Consider the following 17,509-nt stretch of genomic DNA (forward strand, 5'->3'; position numbering starts at 1 on the left):
ACTAAACACCCCTAAAAAAATAGGGGTTAAATTAATTTAAAGTTAACTTTAAACAAAAAGACCCTTAAAAATTTTGCCCTTTAACAAAAAATACTGAATTTTGCTTCATAATTAACTCAAAACAACACAAAAACAAAAATCATGAGTAAATCAAAATTAGAATACATTTGGTTAGATGGTCATGAGCCAACTCAAAACATGCGTAGTAAAACTAAAGTTGAAGAAAACTTTAGCGGTAAATTAGAAGACTGTTCTATGTGGTCTTTTGACGGAAGTTCTACTGAGCAAGCATCTGGTGGTGCTTCTGATTGTTTATTAAAGCCTGTTGCTATTTATCCTGACCCGACTAGAAAAAATGGATTCTTAGTAATGTCTGAAGTTTTAAATGCTGATGGAACTCCACATGCTTCAAATGCACGTGCTAAGATTGATGATGATAATAATGACTTTTGGTTTGGTTTTGAGCAAGAGTATTTTTTAATGGATACTAAAACTGATTTACCTTTAGGATTCCCTCGTGGCGGATTCCCTGGACCTCAGGGAAAATACTACTGTTCTGTAGGAGGAAGATACACTTGGGGAAGAGATTTTGTTGAAGAACATGCCGATTTATGTATTGAAGCAGGTTTAAACTTTGAAGGGATTAACCAAGAAGTTGCTCCAGGACAATGGGAATTCCAATTATTTGCTAAAGGAGCAAAAAAAGCTGGTGATGAAATTTGGGTTGCCCGTTACTTATTAGACCGTTTAACTGAAAAATATGGTTACTACATTGAATACCATCCAAAACCAGTAAAAGGAGATTGGAATGGTTCTGGTATGCATGCAAACTTTTCTAATACTACATTAAGAACTTGTGGTTCTCAAGAAACTTACGAGAAAATTTGTGAAGCTTTTAGACCTGTTACAGAAGAACATATTGATGTATATGGAGCAAATAATGACGAGCGTTTAACTGGTTTACATGAAACTGCTCACGTATCTGATTTCAGTTATGGAGTTTCAGATAGAGGTGCTTCAATCCGAATTCCTATCATCACTGTAGAAAAAGGATGGAAAGGTTGGCTAGAAGACAGAAGACCTGCTTCAAACGCTGATCCTTACAAAGTAGCTGGAAGAATTATAGAAACCGTAAAAGGTGCCAATATATAATTAACACAACAACAACACAACTAAAAAGCCGCTAATAGCGGCTTTTTTTATACTTTCTTTCTCCCTCACTTTTAAGAGATCGTTAAATACACAAAAGTAATGTAAGAAACCAACAACAGCACTCCGTCTCTCCAACCTAAACGTAATCCTTTTGGAATAAATACTAAAGGTAATATGGCAAACGAAATTCCTAACATCCAATAAATATCATTATTAATCAAACTATAGGCATCTGGTTTTACCTGAACAGGCGTAATCATTGCTGTAATACCTAAAACGGCTAAAATATTAAACACATTAGATCCTACAAGGTTTCCTAATGAGATGGCTTTTTCTTTCTTTAACACTGCAATAATTGAGGCAGCCAATTCTGGAACACTTGTCCCTACTGACACTACAGTTACTCCAATAATCGCGTCACTTACTCCAAAATGTTGAGCCATAGCTACCGAACCATTAATCAATAGTTCTGAACCGCCCCATAAACCAACTCCTCCAACAGCTAGAAACAAGGCTATTTTATATAAGGGTAACTCTTCATCGTCTTCAGGCATCTCATCAACAACTGCTTGTTTTTGAAAACGTAATAAATAAATTAAAAATACTACCAACATTCCAAATAATATAGCTCCTTCATAAAATTGAATGGTCTTGTCATTCGCTATAAAAAAATACAGTAGTACTGAAGCAATCATCATTACTGGCCAATCTGTTTTATAAAAACTTTTTTCTACATCAATTGACGATAATATAACTGTTATTCCTAAAACCAGACCTAAGTTTGCAATATTAGACCCAATAACATTTCCTACCGCTAACCCGGTAGCTCCATTCAAAGCAGACTTTATGCTTACAATTAATTCTGGTGCTGATGTTGCAAACGACACTACTGTCATACCTATTACTATTTTTGGTATATGTAGTTTAAGTGATAAGCCTACCGCTGCTTTTAACAGCCAATTTCCTCCTAAAACCAACAATGTTAAACCAATAATAATATATAGAATGCTCATAAAATATTTTTTAGGCGAAGATAAGGTTTTTACCCAGCAAAAATGAAAACAAATTCAAGCTCCTGAACCAATAAAACCTTAATTAAGTTGCCTCTTTAGTTTCTTACGTTTTGAACTATAAACTTTAAAGCCTGTTATCAATAACACCAAAGGCACTAAACCAGATACAAATACTAAAACTCTACCCAATATTCCTCCTATTTCTCCTATATGTACTGGGTAAAACTGAGCCGCTATTCGATTATTATTTGCATCAAAATCAAAACTTGATAGTGTTCGTAATTTACCTTGCTGATTTAACTCCATTTCTTTTGTCTTTCTAAACCCTGCTTTAATAAATCGATCTTTTATGTACCGAAGTCTATATACTCCTAAACTGTCTTTCGGGTAATAAATAGCTCTTAAAGCATATTTTCCATCAGTTTGTAAAACTGCTTCTTCTAATGAAAATATCTTTTCTTGCTTTGCTTCTTCATCCAATACAGTTTTATCTGAACTATTAAATATAGATAAAGTAGATTTATAGGTTTTATGATACGTGAAGTAACCTCCCGTAAATGCTATTATCAATAAAGGCAACAAAAAATAAATTCCGAATACTTTATGTAGATTGAAGTAAAATCGTTTCTTTTTGGGTTTCCACTTCATCGTAAATCCTTTTGACAGGTTGTTTTTATATATTTTCCACCACATATAAAACCCTGTTGTTAATAAGAAGAAACAAAACAATAAAGCACTTGTACCTATAACATACTTGCCAATTGTAGGCATTCCTAACGTACGGTGTAACTTCAGGAGGGTTTCAAAAAACTGTATTGACACCGATTTTTCACCTAACAAAACTCTGGTTTTCGGGTGATAATACAATGTTTTACCGTTTTTATAATTTATTGAAATCGTTTGCTGCTCTCTATAAGGCAAAAAAACTTTATTTACTTCTCCCTTATTCTGTATAGCTAAAAAATAAGCAGAACTTAAAATTGTCTTTTCGTTTATTTTAGAAAAATCTTCAACTTTTAACAATTTCGGATTTAGTAATGCAGTTATTTCTGGTTGCCAAACATACAATGCTCCTGTTAAACCTGAAAATGATGCAATAACCCCACAACTAAGTCCTAGCCATAAGTGTATCTTCCAAATTATTTTATGTATCTGCTGCAATTGATATCTCTTTATTTTTAAAACCCAGAGTCTAAAATAAAATAGACACTAGGTTTATACTTTTGCAAATGTAAGATGTTGTTTATTATTTTAGAAGTTATACAACACACTTAATTTAGCATTTGTTCCTTCACCTGTACCTGTAAAAGTTCTTAAAGGTGCTGCCCATTGTGATCTTGCTGGTAAATAATATTCGTTTAACAAATTATTTACAGCTAATGAAACCGATATATTTTCTTGTAATTTATAGTTCATAGACCAGTTAAGTAAAGTGTATCCTTCTACAGGAAATTGTGTATGTCTAAACGTATAATTATCGTTTGCATCTAAATACGGATTAAAACGATTTCTATCTCCTAAATTAGTCATACGTAAAGAAGTACTTATTTTTTTTGTTGGAACCCAAGTCACATAAGCTGTTAATTTTGGAGCAGCAATTACATCACCTCCTAAATAAGTTAAGTTATTTTCATCTCCCACATTGTGAGTTAAACCTTCAACATAAGAATATGATGTTCCTACTTTTAGCTTACTATCAAAAGCAGTATAATCTATTGCTATTTCTCCACCATAAATATTCTGCGGCTTTTTAGATGGCACAAAAGAATTTATATTTTCATCAAATGCAACCCCTGTACCTAAATTAGAAACACTATAATACCCTACTGCTTCTAACCTAAAATTTTTAAACTTTGATAAAAATCCGAACTCATAATTTTTGGTTACTGCTGGTTCTAATTGAATATCTTCAATATTATCGGCAGTTGCAGAACGTAAAACAGAACCTAAATCGGCAATTGAAAAACCTTGTGAATAACTTACATAAGGGATAAACTCTTGATGCTTAATATACCTTACACCCGCATTAAACGCTAAATTATCAAACCCTATTTCACCTCCTGTTACCGCTACTGATGGATTAAAATTACCATCTCCTAAAGGTGAGTATGGTAACGTATTATAATCATCTATTGTAAGATTCATATCATCATATCTTAACCCTGCTTTTAAAACCCATTCGTCATTAAATTTTACTGTAGATTGTATGTATTGTGCCCAACTAAACATATCAATATTTGGCACCCATAATCTACCATCTAACAATCCTTGATTGGTTTTATCTTTTAACAAATCTAAACCATAGGTTAATGAAATCTCTGTTGATTCATTTGGAGTAAGTGTAGTGTTAAAATTTGGTCTTAAACCATACTTTTCTGCATTAATTACTGATTGACCTCCGTTTTCAAATTTATCTGAATAAAAGAATATGTTTTTTGTTTTTTGATAATACACATCAGCTGTAAAATCTGTTGTTCCATCAAAAATATTATTTAAATCATATTTCAAGTTACCATTATACAGTTTAGATCCTGTAGGTTCTTGTCCTTCAATAGAGCCTTCAACACCATAACCAGGTGTTAAAGTATAATCTCCATTCTCATTATACACTTCAAAAGATCCAAGAACAGGTACAAATGGAGTGTCTTGTAAAGAATTATACAAGTTTCCTCCAATACTTATTTTTTGTCTATCAGATATTTCATACTCTAACTTAGCTAAAGCTGTATAAATTCTTGTATTATCTAATCCATAAGTAGGAAGTATAACTTTACCATCTGCATCGTATTTATTTCCTGTTTCCTCATAACTACCACTTACGTAGTAATTAAACTTATCTATTTTTCCTCGTAATGACTGATAAGCTCCGAATCCAAAAGCATCTTTCGTTTTTGTTAAGTTAGAAGTTCCCCAAATATTAGTAGTTCCTTCTATCTTTTCATTTGCATTTGGCTTTTTTGTTATGTAGTTAATAAAACCTCCATTTCCTCCATTTCCAAAAATAGAGGTTGCTCCTTTTATTACTTCTACACGACTAATATCGTTAGGACTCACAGATTTTATTCCTAATTGACCGTTGCGTAAAGGAGTAGATTGAGGAACACCATCAATCATAACTAATAAAGAACGACCACGTAATGTTTGTCCCCAGTTAGAAAAGGTTCCTGTAGACACAGCTAAACCTGGAACAGTAAATTCTAAAATTTCATTGATATTAGTTGTTGAGTTTGATAAGTCTGCCAATTGTTTTTGGTTGACAACAGTAATTGATGCTGGTATCTCGGAAAGGTATTCTGAACGTCTACTAGCAGAGACAACAACCTCGCTTAAACTCTCCGAATCTTCTTTTAATATTTGTAAAATCTCCACAGTGTTGTTTTGAGTAAATGCTATTTTTCTTATTTCTGTTTTGAAACCTACCATACTAAAAGTTACCTTAAAAACTCCTTCTTTTATATTTTTTAATATAAAGCCTCCATTTTCATCAGAGGTAGTACCTTTTTGAAGTTCTGAAATATGAATATTAACCCCATAAATTGGTTGACCTTGTTCATCCTTTATTTTTCCCTTTAAACTAGACTGAGCTGATACTCCTAAGGTTAAAAATAAAGCCACTGCTGCTATGTAAAATTTCATTATATTTATTTAGATTTATTTTAAATCGCGAATATATCTCCTCTCAAAATAGTAGCAAACATTTATTACAAAAAACTTATTTTTTTCTTTCTGAAGAAATGAAACACCTAAAAACTGCTTATTTTAAAGATACTTTTTCCTTTACTTTTCAAATTCCGTAAAAAAAGCCTCTTTAAAAGCTTATTAAACATGACTAATAGAACACTTTTAAGTTTCATTTAATAATTTAAACATAGATTATAAGGTTATAAATTAAAACTAATAGTGTTTTTATAGATTTAAATCTAAACTCAATCTAATTAAATTAGATTCCAAAGTTTGGTTGTAATATTTCCTTTCTCCTATATTGAAAAAACAATTCCGGAATTCATCATTATTTACTAACTAAAAACACATGAACCTAACATGATTATACTTGCTTTAAAACTAATTCTAATAACTATTAAAATTGCTTATTTATTACTGGAATTGATCTTTTAAGAGATTGATTAACCTAAACCTATACTTTTCGTTTTAAACTAAGTTAAGTTTAGTTTTTCTTATCAGAACAAATTATTTTTCGTTATTTTTGATAGTAGAATCAACTACTAATGAAAAAAAGTTTTTTTAAGTTTTTAGCCAAACTAAACAAGGCGCTACTACCTTCCTTTACTAAAAAGGAATTGGATATTTCGAAAGCATCAAAATTTCAATTGGCTATTATTGGATGGCGTGCTTATATTACAATAAATTCGTTGGATTAAAATTTACCATTATGAACAAGCATATTAAAGTTTTCTCAGGCTCTCAAATCTTTGTGAACAGATTAAGTCAGCTACTTAACGAAATTGAAGTTCCATATTTAGTAAAAGATAATAAAGAAGCTGGAAGAGTTGCTGGTTTTGGAACTTTAGGCAATTCTATTGACGTATTTATCTATGAATCAGACCTTGAAAAAGCTCAAGACACTATTGATAGTTTTAAAGAAGAAATAGCAGAAGAAAAATAAATTAAAAAAGGTGAAAAAATATTATTTTTTTGCTTTACAATTTAAAAAACATTCTTATATTTGCACCCGCAAAACGGCCTCGTAGCATAACTGAATAGTGCACTTGATTACGGCTCAAGAGGTTGCAGGTTTGAATCCTGCCGAGGTCACAAAAACCCTGTTAGAAATCTAACAGGGTTTTATTTTTTATAATATTTCCTACTCAAAACATACTACATAAAAATCAAATTGATTTTTTTAAATTACTTCTAATAGAAAAGTATTATTCTTTCTTAAACCAGCTTAAGTTGTAACAATAGTCATAATAATACCTTTGATTTTATAAAATAAAAATCATGAAACAAAGACTAAACATTCAAAAATTAGAGCCAAATTCTTACAAAGCTATTTTAGAAATTTTTAAATATCTTGAAACAACATCCCTCTCAAAAGACATTAAAAATCTTATAAAAATAAGAAGCTCTCAAATTAATTCTTGTGCTTATTGTATAGAAATGCATACTTCGGAGGCTCTAAAAAATGGAGAAAAACAAAACAGAATTTTTGCTTTAAGCGCTTGGAAAGAATCTCCTTTATTTTCTAAAAAAGAAAAAGCCTTGTTAGCTGCTACTGATGAAATAACACAAGTAAGTAATAATGGATTATCAGAAAACACCTTTCAGGAACTTAAGGAACACTTTACCGATAATGAAATAGCACAAATTATTATACAAATAGGAGAAATTAATATTTGGAATCGTATTGCAGTATCTACACTAATGTTTCATCAATCATCATAATGGTTTGTTATAAGATTAATAAATAAAGTCTTATCTAAATTTTCAATAAAGCTATTCTTTTTGAGTAGCTTTATTACCTTTCATTATGTCCTTTAGCTTGGAACATTTTAGGTATGGACTTTTCTATTCTTGACAAACGTGTTTTTGATTGTTTAGCTTTAGAAAAATACAGTAAGTAACTTCTTTGTCTTCCTGGTGTTAAGCCTTCGAAAGCTTTTTGTAAATCTGAGTTTTCTTTTAGGGTTTCTTTAAACTCACTTACCATTTCAAATTCTGAAGTTTTCTTAGTTTCCACCTTTAAACCTGCTTTTTCAACTGCTATCGCTTCAAAAATATATTCTTTAATCGTTTTTGCTATAACAACTATTTCTTCTAGCTTTGTAAACCTAATTTGACGAGCAGATTGTACATTTTCTGTTTGTTGAATTAAAACCTCGTTTGTATCTTTTAACAATGCGCCTTTATGAAAAAGTAGTGCACAATAATCTTTAAAACCATGAATCAATACAATATTTTTTCCTTGAAAGGTATAACAAGGATGCATCCATTTAAAATCTTCTTCAAGACCACAGTCCAAGCAAATTTGTCGTAACAGCTTTGTTTCTTCTTTCCAGTTTTTTATTTTTTCTATGTATTTATCTACTTTCTCCATTACAACTTTTTGTGTTCTTTTTAAATATGCAGCTTCAACAGAAACTTTGCTTAAAGTTATTGATTTTTTAAGTATAACTTAAAAAAAGTGTAACGATTTTAAACTTTCGTTACACTTTTTTCCAATTAGTGGTTAGACGTTTCGTCTGCTTTTACTTCACCTTTTAAGCTCATTTCCATTCCATGATCATATTGACAACATCCTGGTAAGTTTCCATAAGCTTCTTCATTTCCTGCTACCTTATCAGTATCATATCCTGAAGCTGCAATAGCATTATGAATTGCATCTACATTTGTTTTAGAACCATCAAACGATACATTAACTTGTTTTCTTACTTTATCCCAATCTGCTGACGCTACTCCATCAATACCATTTACTGCCTTTTCAATTGTATTTTTACACATTCCACAATTACCTCTTACTCCAAAAGTTGTAGTAGTCATCGCTACTTCTTGAGTTGTTGTTTGCTCTGTTTGTGCTTCTTTTGTTTCGGCTTCGTTTTTAGCTTCATTTTTACAACTTACTAAACCAATTGTAGCCAACATAGCTACTCCTAAGATTACTTTTTTCATTTTGAATTGATATTTAATTATTAATTATTTCTTTTACTTCACCACATTTTAGCATACCCTCACCAAAATATGGATTTAACACTTGTTTCTCTTTACTTAACCAATAAGCTCCTTTATCACTATCTGCCATAGGACAGTATTGCTTATAGGTAACCTCACTTATCCCGAAAGATTGAACTGCCATAATAAAATGCTCTGATAATACTTTAAAATATTTTCGTTGTATAGCAACATCAGTTGTCTTTGTAATTTCTTCATTACTTGATTTTAATGCAGGAACTAATTGCATCCACTGTTTATGAGCTTCTTCATTCGTTAACAACTTCATATCAACCGATGTTAAGGCTTTTTGTAGGTTGCCTGCACTTATTTTTGCTGCATTTGCATCAGTTTTTACCAAAGCATCTTTTAAGACAATGTAGGCTTCATAAGCTTTTTGCAATTGCTCTTTAAACTTTTTTGATGTACTAAAAGATTCCATAATCTCTTTTGTATGATTCATCATTGACTTCTTCCCTTGTAATTGTGCCGATGCATCAATTGTGAACACTCCATTCGTAACAATCTCTTCTCCTGACTTCAACCCTTTCTCTACTAAATAACTCTCTCCTGCTCTTCTTCCTAATACCACTTCTCGCATTTCAAAAACTGGTTTACTTGCGTCAGGCTTTATGTATACAACTGAACGTTTTCCTGTCCATAAAACTGCTGTAGCTGGAATACTCAATTGTTGTTCTGTTTGCTTTTCTGTAGCCTCCACCTTTCCTGTAACAAACATAGCTGGCTTAAACCTTCCTTTGCTATTGTTAAGAACAGCACGCATAGTTACCGTACGAGTTTCTTGATTTAACACAGGGTCGATAAACGAAACTTTTGCTTTAAAAGTTTCGTTAGGATATGCATTTGTTGTAATTGATATATTTTGACCTACTTTAAAATTACTGATTTGATTCTCATATACGTCAAAGTTTGCCCATACTGAATTCAAATTAGCTATTTTCAATAAGGCCTGTCCTTGACTTACATAATCTCCTTGTTCTACTAATTTTTCTGATACTGTACCAGAAACTGTAGCATACACAGGAAAGTTTTCTTTGACTTTCCCTGTTTTTTCAATTTGATTAATTTGGTTTTCAGACAGCTTCCACAATTTTAGCTTATTTCTAACTGCTTTATACAATGCTGGCTGATTTTCTTTTACTGACGCTGCTGTTAATAATTCTTGCTGTGCTTTTACCAATTCAGGAGAATATACTGTTGCCAACAACTGACCTTTACTTATTTTTTCTCCTGTAAAGTTCACGTTTAAACGTTCTATCCTTCCTGCAAAATAACTCACTTGTACTGCATTCGACTTTTCGTTTTCTGCTATTTTTCCTGATAGTGTAATTGTATTATCTGCACTCATAACATTACCAATCACAGTAGTTTGTACATTTGCTAGTGCCAATGCATTTTTAGTCAATTTAAACTGATTTGCAGCTAGTCCTTCAGCTCCTGCTTCCGCAGGGATTAAATCCATTCCACAAATAGGACAGTCTCCTGGTTCTGGTTGCATAATTTGTGGGTGCATAGAGCATGTCCACATTTTACCTTTTTCTGCTGCAGTATGATCATGAGCTGCCTCACTTTTTGAAGAACCTCCACCAAAAAGTAGCCATCCTAAGAATACCCCGGCAATTAAAATTACTATATATACTATATATTTTTTCATCTGTTTACTTTATTAAATAATTAATAGTGGCACTTTGTGTATAATAAGCTACTTCTGACATTATCATATTCGTTTGAAACTTCATTTGTAATTCTTGAATATCTAACACATCGTTAAAATCTATGGTTCCTGTCTCGTAACTTTTTACCAAAATTTGCTCTGCATTTTTAGCTTGCTCTAAATTTTTAAGTTGTGTTTGATAATTTATTACAGATGCTTTTCTATCTGAAACTGCTCTGTATAATACAGACTCCAGCATATTATATCGCTGTTCCTTTTGCGATAAAATTTCCTCTTGCTGTAACTTATTTTGCTTGCTTATAGATTTATTTTTCTTATTAAAAATGGGAATTGATAACGACACCATAGGCATTACAATATCTTTTCCATTATCTACCACGTTCATATCTGTACGTTTACCAACATTCACATAATCAAGTCCAAAACCAATCATTGGTTGTTTATCTTTTTGGTTTAAGAATTCAGACTTTTCTACAGAAGTATACAACTTGTCAAACTTCACCAACTCTGGATGCAACTTTAAAGTACTTGGTTGTATTTTATCCGTTTCTTTCGGAATATGCAAACTATCAACCACTGAAATTGATGTATTAACATCTTGATTCAGTAGTTTATTAAATGCTTTTTGCATTCCTAAAAAAGTTTCTTGTAACACTTCTTTTTGTTGTGCTAACTCGTTTTGTCTTATTTGTAACCTTAACACATCTACTGCGGAAGCTTTTCCCACTTCAACAGAAGTTAACGCTAACTTTTCATACGTTTCAAGTAACGCAATATTTTCGTCTAATACTTTTTGTTTTGCTTTAACCTCATAAAGCCTGTAATACGACTGTGCTACTGATGTTGCTAGTTTACGTTTTACAACTACGATATCCTGATAAGCTGCATCAGCTAATGAAGACACATAGTTTTCTCGTGCTGTTATGGTTCCGAAAAAAGGAATCATTTGCTTTACAGAAAGTTTAAATTGCTGCGGACCTGTACGTGTTTCTGGTGTACTTACGAAATAACCCGCTCCAAATTCAGTATTGGGTAGTGTATTTACTTCCTCCTTCTTTTCTGAAATACGCTTGTACTTTGTATCGAACTGCTGTACTTCTGGATTATTTTCTAAGGCAATGTTTATATATTCCTGTAGATCTTGTCCTTGCATTTTAAATGCAAAGATTATCGAAACAAGAAACAAGACTACTTTTTTATTTTTCATTTTAAAACTCATCTCTTTTCGTTTTTCGTTTTAATAAAAATTCTTCCCTCCAACTGTACAGTACTGGTACTATAAAGTATGAAGTCACATCTATAATCATTCCTCCAAAAGCAGGAATTGCCATTGGAATCATAATATCACTACCTCTTCCTGTTGAAGTTAATACTGGCAACAAGGCTAAAATAGTAGTTGCTGTTGTCATTAAGCATGCTCTGATACGTTTGTTTCCTCCGTGTAATGCAGATGCTCGAATAGCTTCAATTGTTTGAGGTTTATCTCTTTTAAAAGTTTGCGTTAAATAAGTTGCCATTACCACACCATCATCGGTTGCTATTCCGAACAACGCAATAAACCCTACCCAAACTGCAACACTCAAGTTAATTGGATGCATTTGAAACAGCTCTCGTAAGTTCTCTCCAAAGACGCTAAAATTCAAGAACCAGTCTTGTCCGTATAACCACATCATGATAAATCCTCCTGCAAAAGCTACTGTGATCCCTGTAAATACCATTAATGAAGTAGCTACTGAACGGAACTGGAAATACAGTATTAAAAAGATAATCATCAATGCTAATGGTACTACTACCGATAATGTTTTTTCTGCTCTTAATTGATTTTCATAAGTTCCTGTAAACTGATAAGAGATTCCTTTAGGAACAACTAGCTCTCCTAAATCTATTTTTTGTTGAATTGCTTTTTGAGCAGCTTCTACCACGTTTACCTCAGCAAAACCATCTAACTTATCAAACAACACATACCCTATTAAAAAAGTATCTTCACTCTTAATCATCTGCGGTCCTTGCTCATAACGAATCGTTGCTAATTCACTTAACGGAATTGGAGCTCCTTTGGCTACTGGCACATAAATATTTTCTAAATCCGTTGGATCGGAACGTAATTCTCTTGGATAACGAACTCGAATTCCGTAACGCTCTCTTCCTTCTACCGTTTGTGATAATTGCATACCTCCTACCGCTACTTTCAACACATCTTGTACCGTTTGAATAGCAACTCCGTAGCGAGCTAATTTTTCTCTATCAATATCAATTAACAAATAAGGTTTTCCTACAATTCTATCAGCAAAAACAGCTTCTTTTTTAACACCTTCAACCTCTTTTAAAACTCCTTCAAGTTCTACTCCAAAAGCTTCAATTTGTTTTAAATCTTGTCCTTTTACTTTGATCCCCATTGGAGCTCGCATTCCTGTTTGTAACATTACCAATCGAGTTTCAATAGGTTGTAATTTAGGTGCTGATGTTACTCCTGGCAACTTGGTTACTTTTACTATCTCATTCCAAATATCATTAGGTGATTTGATATGCGGACGCCAGTTACGATAAAACTCTCCATCTTCATCGGGAATAAGTTCCGTATTTGCATCAATAGATTGCCACGCTTCATCATACTTCGCTCGCAATGACATTCCTTCTTTCAGTATAAAATCACCATTTTCATCAACCTTAAATCGCTGGCGTTCTCCATCAGAATTTAATGCATACTCAGGCTTATAGTTAATCACATTTTCATACATCGATAAAGGTGCTGGATCTAGTGCTGAATCTGTTCTTCCTGCTTTCCCTACGACTGTTGCTATTTCTGGAATATTGGCAACTACCATATCTAACTGTTGTAATACTCGCTTATTTTCTTCTGTTCCCGAATGTGGCATTGAAGTTGGCATCAATAAAAATGATCCTTCATTTAACGAAGGCATAAACTCTTTTCCTGTATTTTTAAAAATTAAGAATCCACTAGTTAATACTGTTAGCGGGATGGTTAAAAACAGTAGCTTATTATTCAATGCCCATTGTAATATCTGATTGTAATATTTTTGAAGTAAACTGAAAAAGCCTAACAATCCGAAACAAATAAGCGCTACAAATAAAAGGTTGGTTACAATACTTTTATCTACTCCTAAAGGTCTCCAGTATTCTGCTAACAAACCTACAATTGCTAATGCAGATATAACGATATTGATGGTATTTACTGAAAATGAAAAGTGAAAAGTGAAAAGTGAAAAACTAACCTTTGTTTTTCCTAAATAGTTACTCCAAAATTGTACAGCTCCAAAAGCTACTAATACAACTCCTAGCCAACTTCCGTAAAAAACAGCTGTAATACCTAATACTATTAAAACTCCATTTATAAAATACTTAAAGTTTTTTGTCAACTCTTTTTTCTTGAATAAGACAGCTGCAAATGGTGGTATTAAAAACAATGCTACTATAATAGCTGCTATTAAAGCGAAAGTTTTGGTAAATGCTAGTGGGCGGAATAATTTTCCCTCAGCACCAATCATGGTAAATACTGGAATAAAACTAATAATAGTTGTCATTACTGCAGTTACAATTGCTCCTGAAACTTCTGCTGTTGCATTGTAAACTAATGTATTTATCGGTAATTTATTCTCGTCCTTTTCTAAATGACTTATAATATTTTCGGAGAGTATAACCCCGACATCAACCATGGTTCCAATGGCAATAGCAATTCCTGATAAGGCTACAATGTTTGCATCTACTCCAAAGGCTTTCATTGCAATAAAAACCATCAACACTGCCACAGGTAATAATCCTGATATTAATACAGAGGCTCTTAAATTGAAGACCATTACAACAATTACCAAAATAGTTATTAATATTTCCAACGTAAGTGCTTCATTCAACGTATCTAACGTTTCATGAATCAATTCTGTACGATCATAAAACGGAACAATAGTTAATTGAGAAGTTCTACCATCTGTTAACTCTTTACTTGGTAAACCTGCACTTAACTCTTTAATCTTTGCCTTTACATTTGTAATTACTTCTAAAGGATTTGCTCCGTAACGAGCTACCACTACACCTCCTACTACCTCAGCACCTTCTTTATCTAAAATCCCTCTACGGGGTTCAGCTCCTAACGATACTTTTGCGATGTCTTTTATTCGTATTGAAGTATAATCTTTAGCAGTTACTACAGCATTTTCAATATCTGCTATAGACTTTACATATCCTAAACCACGAACTAAATATTCTGCTTGATTTATTTCTATCGTTTGCGCTCCAATATCTTGGTTACTTTGTTTTACTGCCGCTACAATTTGTTGTAAACTGATATTGTATTGACGCATCAACTCTGGTTTTACATCTATTTGATATTCTTGAACATAACCTCCTATTGAACTTACTTCAGACACTCCACTAGCCGATGAAAGCGCATATTTTACATAGTAATCTTGTACACTACGTAATTCATGCAAATCCCAACCTCCAGTTACATTTCCATCTTCATCTCGTCCTTCTAATGTATACCAAAAAATTTGACCTAATCCTGTTGCATCTGGTCCTAAAGACGGACTTACTCCTTCTGGCAATAAATTACTTGGTAATGAATTTAGTTTTTCTAGAATTCTTGAGCGACTCCAGTAAAAATCAACATCTTCGTCGAAAATGACATAAATACTAGATAATCCAAACATAGAAGAACTTCGAATGGTTTTTACTCCTGAAATCCCTAACAAAGATGTTGTTAATGGATAGGTTATTTGGTCTTCTATATCTTGTGGTGATTGTCCATCCCACTTTGTGAAAACAATTTGTTGATTTTCCCCAATATCTGGAATGGCATCAACCGCTACAGGATTACTTGGTAAAAAGTCTGTATCTAAATTAAATGGTGCATTTACAGTTCCCCATCCTACAAATAAAACGAGTAATATAACTGCTACCAGTTTATTTTCTATTAAAAATTTAATGCTTTTATTTAGCATAAAAAATGATTTTAAACAATTAAACATTGATGTTAAAAAACATCGAATACGACAAATCATCCTAATGAGTTTCTCAAAAGGATAACTAGTTATTGTTTAAAAATCATATTAAATATACTTCATCAAGTACATGAATGTCCTTGATGACCAGTGGAGGTGTATAATCTTTAAAAGGAATTACTTTATTGTGAATTCCTTCAAATAAATTAATATAGCTATAGTAAAATGAAGCTATAAAGACTTGTTGATCAAAAGATAGTTGATCCAAAGATGTAATCTTTAAAGTATCTTGACCTTCAACTACTGAAGCCACATCTTGACAACAATTCTTTTTCATCACTGAACAGTCTTCAGATTTTGTTTCTTGCTTCATATCCATTCCACAAGATTCAGCTTTTACAAAATAGCTTGTACCCACTAACATGTCTCCACAAAAGTGACTATTAACGGTAAATGACATTGTAGATAACAACACTACAAAAGCCATTACAATAGATGCTATTTTATGAAATACTTTTTTCATTTTACAACACAAAAGTACAAAAAATTAAATTTCAAAAACTTAAACAATCCTTAAAACCACTTTTTGTATTTAAAATACCCTAACATAATCAACACTGTAAGTAGGATAACTCCCCACATTACAAAATACCCACTACGGTACCTAAGTTCTGGTATATACTCAAAGTTTGTCCCATATATACCCGCTATAAAAGTAATAGGAATAAATATTACTGAAAATATGGTTAGTATTTTCATAATATCATTCAAACGATTATTTACATTCGTTGAATATACCGTTAATTGCTCACTTAACATGTTTTTATAATTTTCAACTGAGTCATAACTTCGTTGTACTAAATCATGTAAGTCATTAAAAAAAGGTTGTTCCTTTTTAGTAATTAATTCTGTTTTTAAAGCTTTAAAGTTATTTATTGCTTCTCGGGCTGGTCTTATTGCTTTTCTAAAGTAATTAAGTTCTATTTTATATTTATTAATTTCTTGTAATATATTTTTATTAGGTTGAAGTAAGATTTTATCTTCTAAATCTTCTACTTTTTCTCCAAAGGTTTCCATTAAGAAATTATAATTATCTACAATTACATCTAATAAACAATACTTTAAATATGTTACGTTATAACTTCTAACTCTTCCTTTTTTATTACGCAACCTTTCTCTTACCGGCTCAAAAACATCTCCCTTTCGCTCTTGAAAAGTAATAAGTATATTTTTCAATAAATACATAGAAACCTGTTCTGCCTCTAACTGATGCTTCTCTTTATTCAAAAACATCATTTTGATGCTCGTAAAAATATAATAATCCTCTATATCTACTCTTGGTCTTTGATCGGTATTTACTACATCTTCCAAAACAAGTGTATGGATGTCAAACAACTCCCCAACCTCTCCTATTAAATCCACGTCATGTAAGCCATCTATATTAATCCAAAGTCTCTTGTATTTATTTATATAATTTTCTAATTCATTTATTGTTTTTAACTCAACTTCTATAAACTCAGTTTCATCATACCCTATTAATCGTATTCTTGTATTTTCTTCTTTTTGACTGCCTACAAAAACTGGACTTCCAGGAATTACATGTTTTGTGTTTTTTTGTTTTATTATAAATCGAGTCATAATTTATTTTTAAGCAAGTTTTAATAGTTTATGCAACTTTGCCAAAATTATGAGTTCTGACTTATTTTTTCCAGCATAGGCATCAGAAATTTCGTGTGACGCCGCTAAAAGATCATGAATTACTTTTTTTGAAAATTCTTTTTTATGTGCCAAATAGTAAGCCTTAAAGTTTTCATAGGCTTCTTCAGAAGTTATTTTTTCTTTAATTAATCCTCTTATAGTCTCATAAATTAGTTCGCTATCGGATTTATTTTCTGAAGTAGACCAATTTATTTCTACTCTTTTAACAATGCTTCTTTTTTCTTCTACAGTCATATTCTTATCGGCCATAGAAACTGCATAGAACAGGTTAGCTATACATTTATAAAACTCTTCCGTAAATTTCATAA

The 17,509-nt window shown here is 31.9% G+C and carries 15 protein-coding genes and 1 tRNA gene; 5 read left to right on the forward strand and 11 right to left on the reverse strand.

Annotated elements, in window-relative coordinates; all coding sequences use genetic code 11:
- Positions 1–141: 141 nt before the first annotated feature.
- Positions 142–1,152, forward strand: coding sequence for a glutamine synthetase beta-grasp domain-containing protein (locus AC3VJB_RS08570; protein ID WP_073181556.1), 1,011 nt, complete (start codon positions 142–144; stop codon positions 1,150–1,152).
- A gap of 71 nt (positions 1,153–1,223) precedes the next feature.
- On the opposite strand, the gene AC3VJB_RS08575 is transcribed toward AC3VJB_RS08570, so the two are convergent.
- From AC3VJB_RS08575 to AC3VJB_RS08585, 3 genes are all read right to left on the reverse strand, one after another.
- A complete protein-coding gene (locus tag AC3VJB_RS08575) occupies positions 1,224–2,165 on the reverse strand; it encodes a calcium/sodium antiporter (RefSeq protein WP_047788414.1) in 942 nt (313 codons plus the stop codon).
- Between the two features lie 78 nt (positions 2,166–2,243).
- Positions 2,244–3,326 carry a PepSY-associated TM helix domain-containing protein gene (locus AC3VJB_RS08580; protein ID WP_281979713.1) on the reverse strand — a complete coding sequence of 361 codons (1,083 nt, stop codon included), beginning with the start codon at positions 3,324–3,326 and terminating at the stop codon, positions 2,244–2,246.
- A gap of 90 nt (positions 3,327–3,416) precedes the next feature.
- Positions 3,417–5,801: a TonB-dependent receptor gene (locus AC3VJB_RS08585; protein WP_497667036.1), complete on the reverse strand. Its 2,385-nt coding sequence runs from the start codon at positions 5,799–5,801 to the stop codon at positions 3,417–3,419.
- Positions 5,802–6,391: 590 nt separating this feature from the next.
- Here AC3VJB_RS08585 and AC3VJB_RS08590 point away from each other — a divergent pair.
- The 4 genes from AC3VJB_RS08590 to AC3VJB_RS08605 all read left to right on the forward strand — a co-directional run bounded on the left by AC3VJB_RS08590 (position 6,392) and on the right by AC3VJB_RS08605 (position 7,568).
- The gene (locus AC3VJB_RS08590; protein WP_274639318.1) at positions 6,392–6,544 is read left to right on the forward strand and encodes an SsrA-binding protein; all 153 of its coding nucleotides are present in this window, start codon (positions 6,392–6,394) and stop codon (positions 6,542–6,544) included.
- Positions 6,545–6,555: 11 nt separating this feature from the next.
- A complete protein-coding gene (locus AC3VJB_RS08595) occupies positions 6,556–6,789 on the forward strand; it encodes a putative signal transducing protein (RefSeq protein ID WP_047788418.1) in 234 nt (77 codons plus the stop codon).
- 75 nt (positions 6,790–6,864) lie between these two features.
- Positions 6,865–6,938, forward strand: a tRNA-Arg gene (locus AC3VJB_RS08600).
- 186 nt (positions 6,939–7,124) lie between these two features.
- Positions 7,125–7,568, forward strand: a complete 444-nt coding sequence (locus AC3VJB_RS08605) for a carboxymuconolactone decarboxylase family protein (RefSeq protein WP_047788419.1) — start codon at positions 7,125–7,127, stop codon at positions 7,566–7,568.
- Positions 7,569–7,641: 73 nt separating this feature from the next.
- Here AC3VJB_RS08605 and AC3VJB_RS08610 read toward each other — a convergent pair whose 3' ends face one another.
- From AC3VJB_RS08610 to AC3VJB_RS08645, 8 genes are all read right to left on the reverse strand, one after another.
- Positions 7,642–8,220 (reverse strand): YdeI/OmpD-associated family protein, encoded by a 579-nt coding sequence (locus AC3VJB_RS08610; RefSeq protein WP_497667037.1) that lies wholly within the window; start codon positions 8,218–8,220, stop codon positions 7,642–7,644.
- A gap of 125 nt (positions 8,221–8,345) precedes the next feature.
- Positions 8,346–8,792: a heavy-metal-associated domain-containing protein gene (locus AC3VJB_RS08615; protein ID WP_349264437.1), complete on the reverse strand. Its 447-nt coding sequence runs from the start codon at positions 8,790–8,792 to the stop codon at positions 8,346–8,348.
- Positions 8,793–8,805: 13 nt separating this feature from the next.
- Positions 8,806–10,506 (reverse strand): efflux RND transporter periplasmic adaptor subunit, encoded by a 1,701-nt coding sequence (locus tag AC3VJB_RS08620; RefSeq protein WP_437822995.1) that lies wholly within the window; start codon positions 10,504–10,506, stop codon positions 8,806–8,808.
- Between the two features lie 4 nt (positions 10,507–10,510).
- Positions 10,511–11,746: a TolC family protein gene (locus AC3VJB_RS08625; protein WP_497667038.1), complete on the reverse strand. Its 1,236-nt coding sequence runs from the start codon at positions 11,744–11,746 to the stop codon at positions 10,511–10,513.
- Positions 11,736–15,482, reverse strand: a complete 3,747-nt coding sequence (locus tag AC3VJB_RS08630) for an efflux RND transporter permease subunit (protein ID WP_437822999.1) — start codon at positions 15,480–15,482, stop codon at positions 11,736–11,738. Before AC3VJB_RS08630 ends, AC3VJB_RS08625 begins: the two co-directional genes overlap by 11 nt.
- A gap of 103 nt (positions 15,483–15,585) precedes the next feature.
- Positions 15,586–16,005 carry an HYC_CC_PP family protein gene (locus AC3VJB_RS08635; RefSeq protein ID WP_047788424.1) on the reverse strand — a complete coding sequence of 140 codons (420 nt, stop codon included), beginning with the start codon at positions 16,003–16,005 and terminating at the stop codon, positions 15,586–15,588.
- 50 nt (positions 16,006–16,055) lie between these two features.
- The gene (gene corA / locus AC3VJB_RS08640) at positions 16,056–17,120 is read right to left on the reverse strand and encodes a magnesium/cobalt transporter CorA (protein WP_073181574.1); all 1,065 of its coding nucleotides are present in this window, start codon (positions 17,118–17,120) and stop codon (positions 16,056–16,058) included.
- A gap of 9 nt (positions 17,121–17,129) precedes the next feature.
- Entirely contained in the window at positions 17,130–17,507 is a 378-nt protein-coding gene (locus tag AC3VJB_RS08645) for a hypothetical protein (protein ID WP_047788426.1), read from the reverse strand.
- Positions 17,508–17,509 lie beyond the last annotated feature (2 nt).

The organism is Tenacibaculum sp. TB-53, from assembly GCF_059716285.2.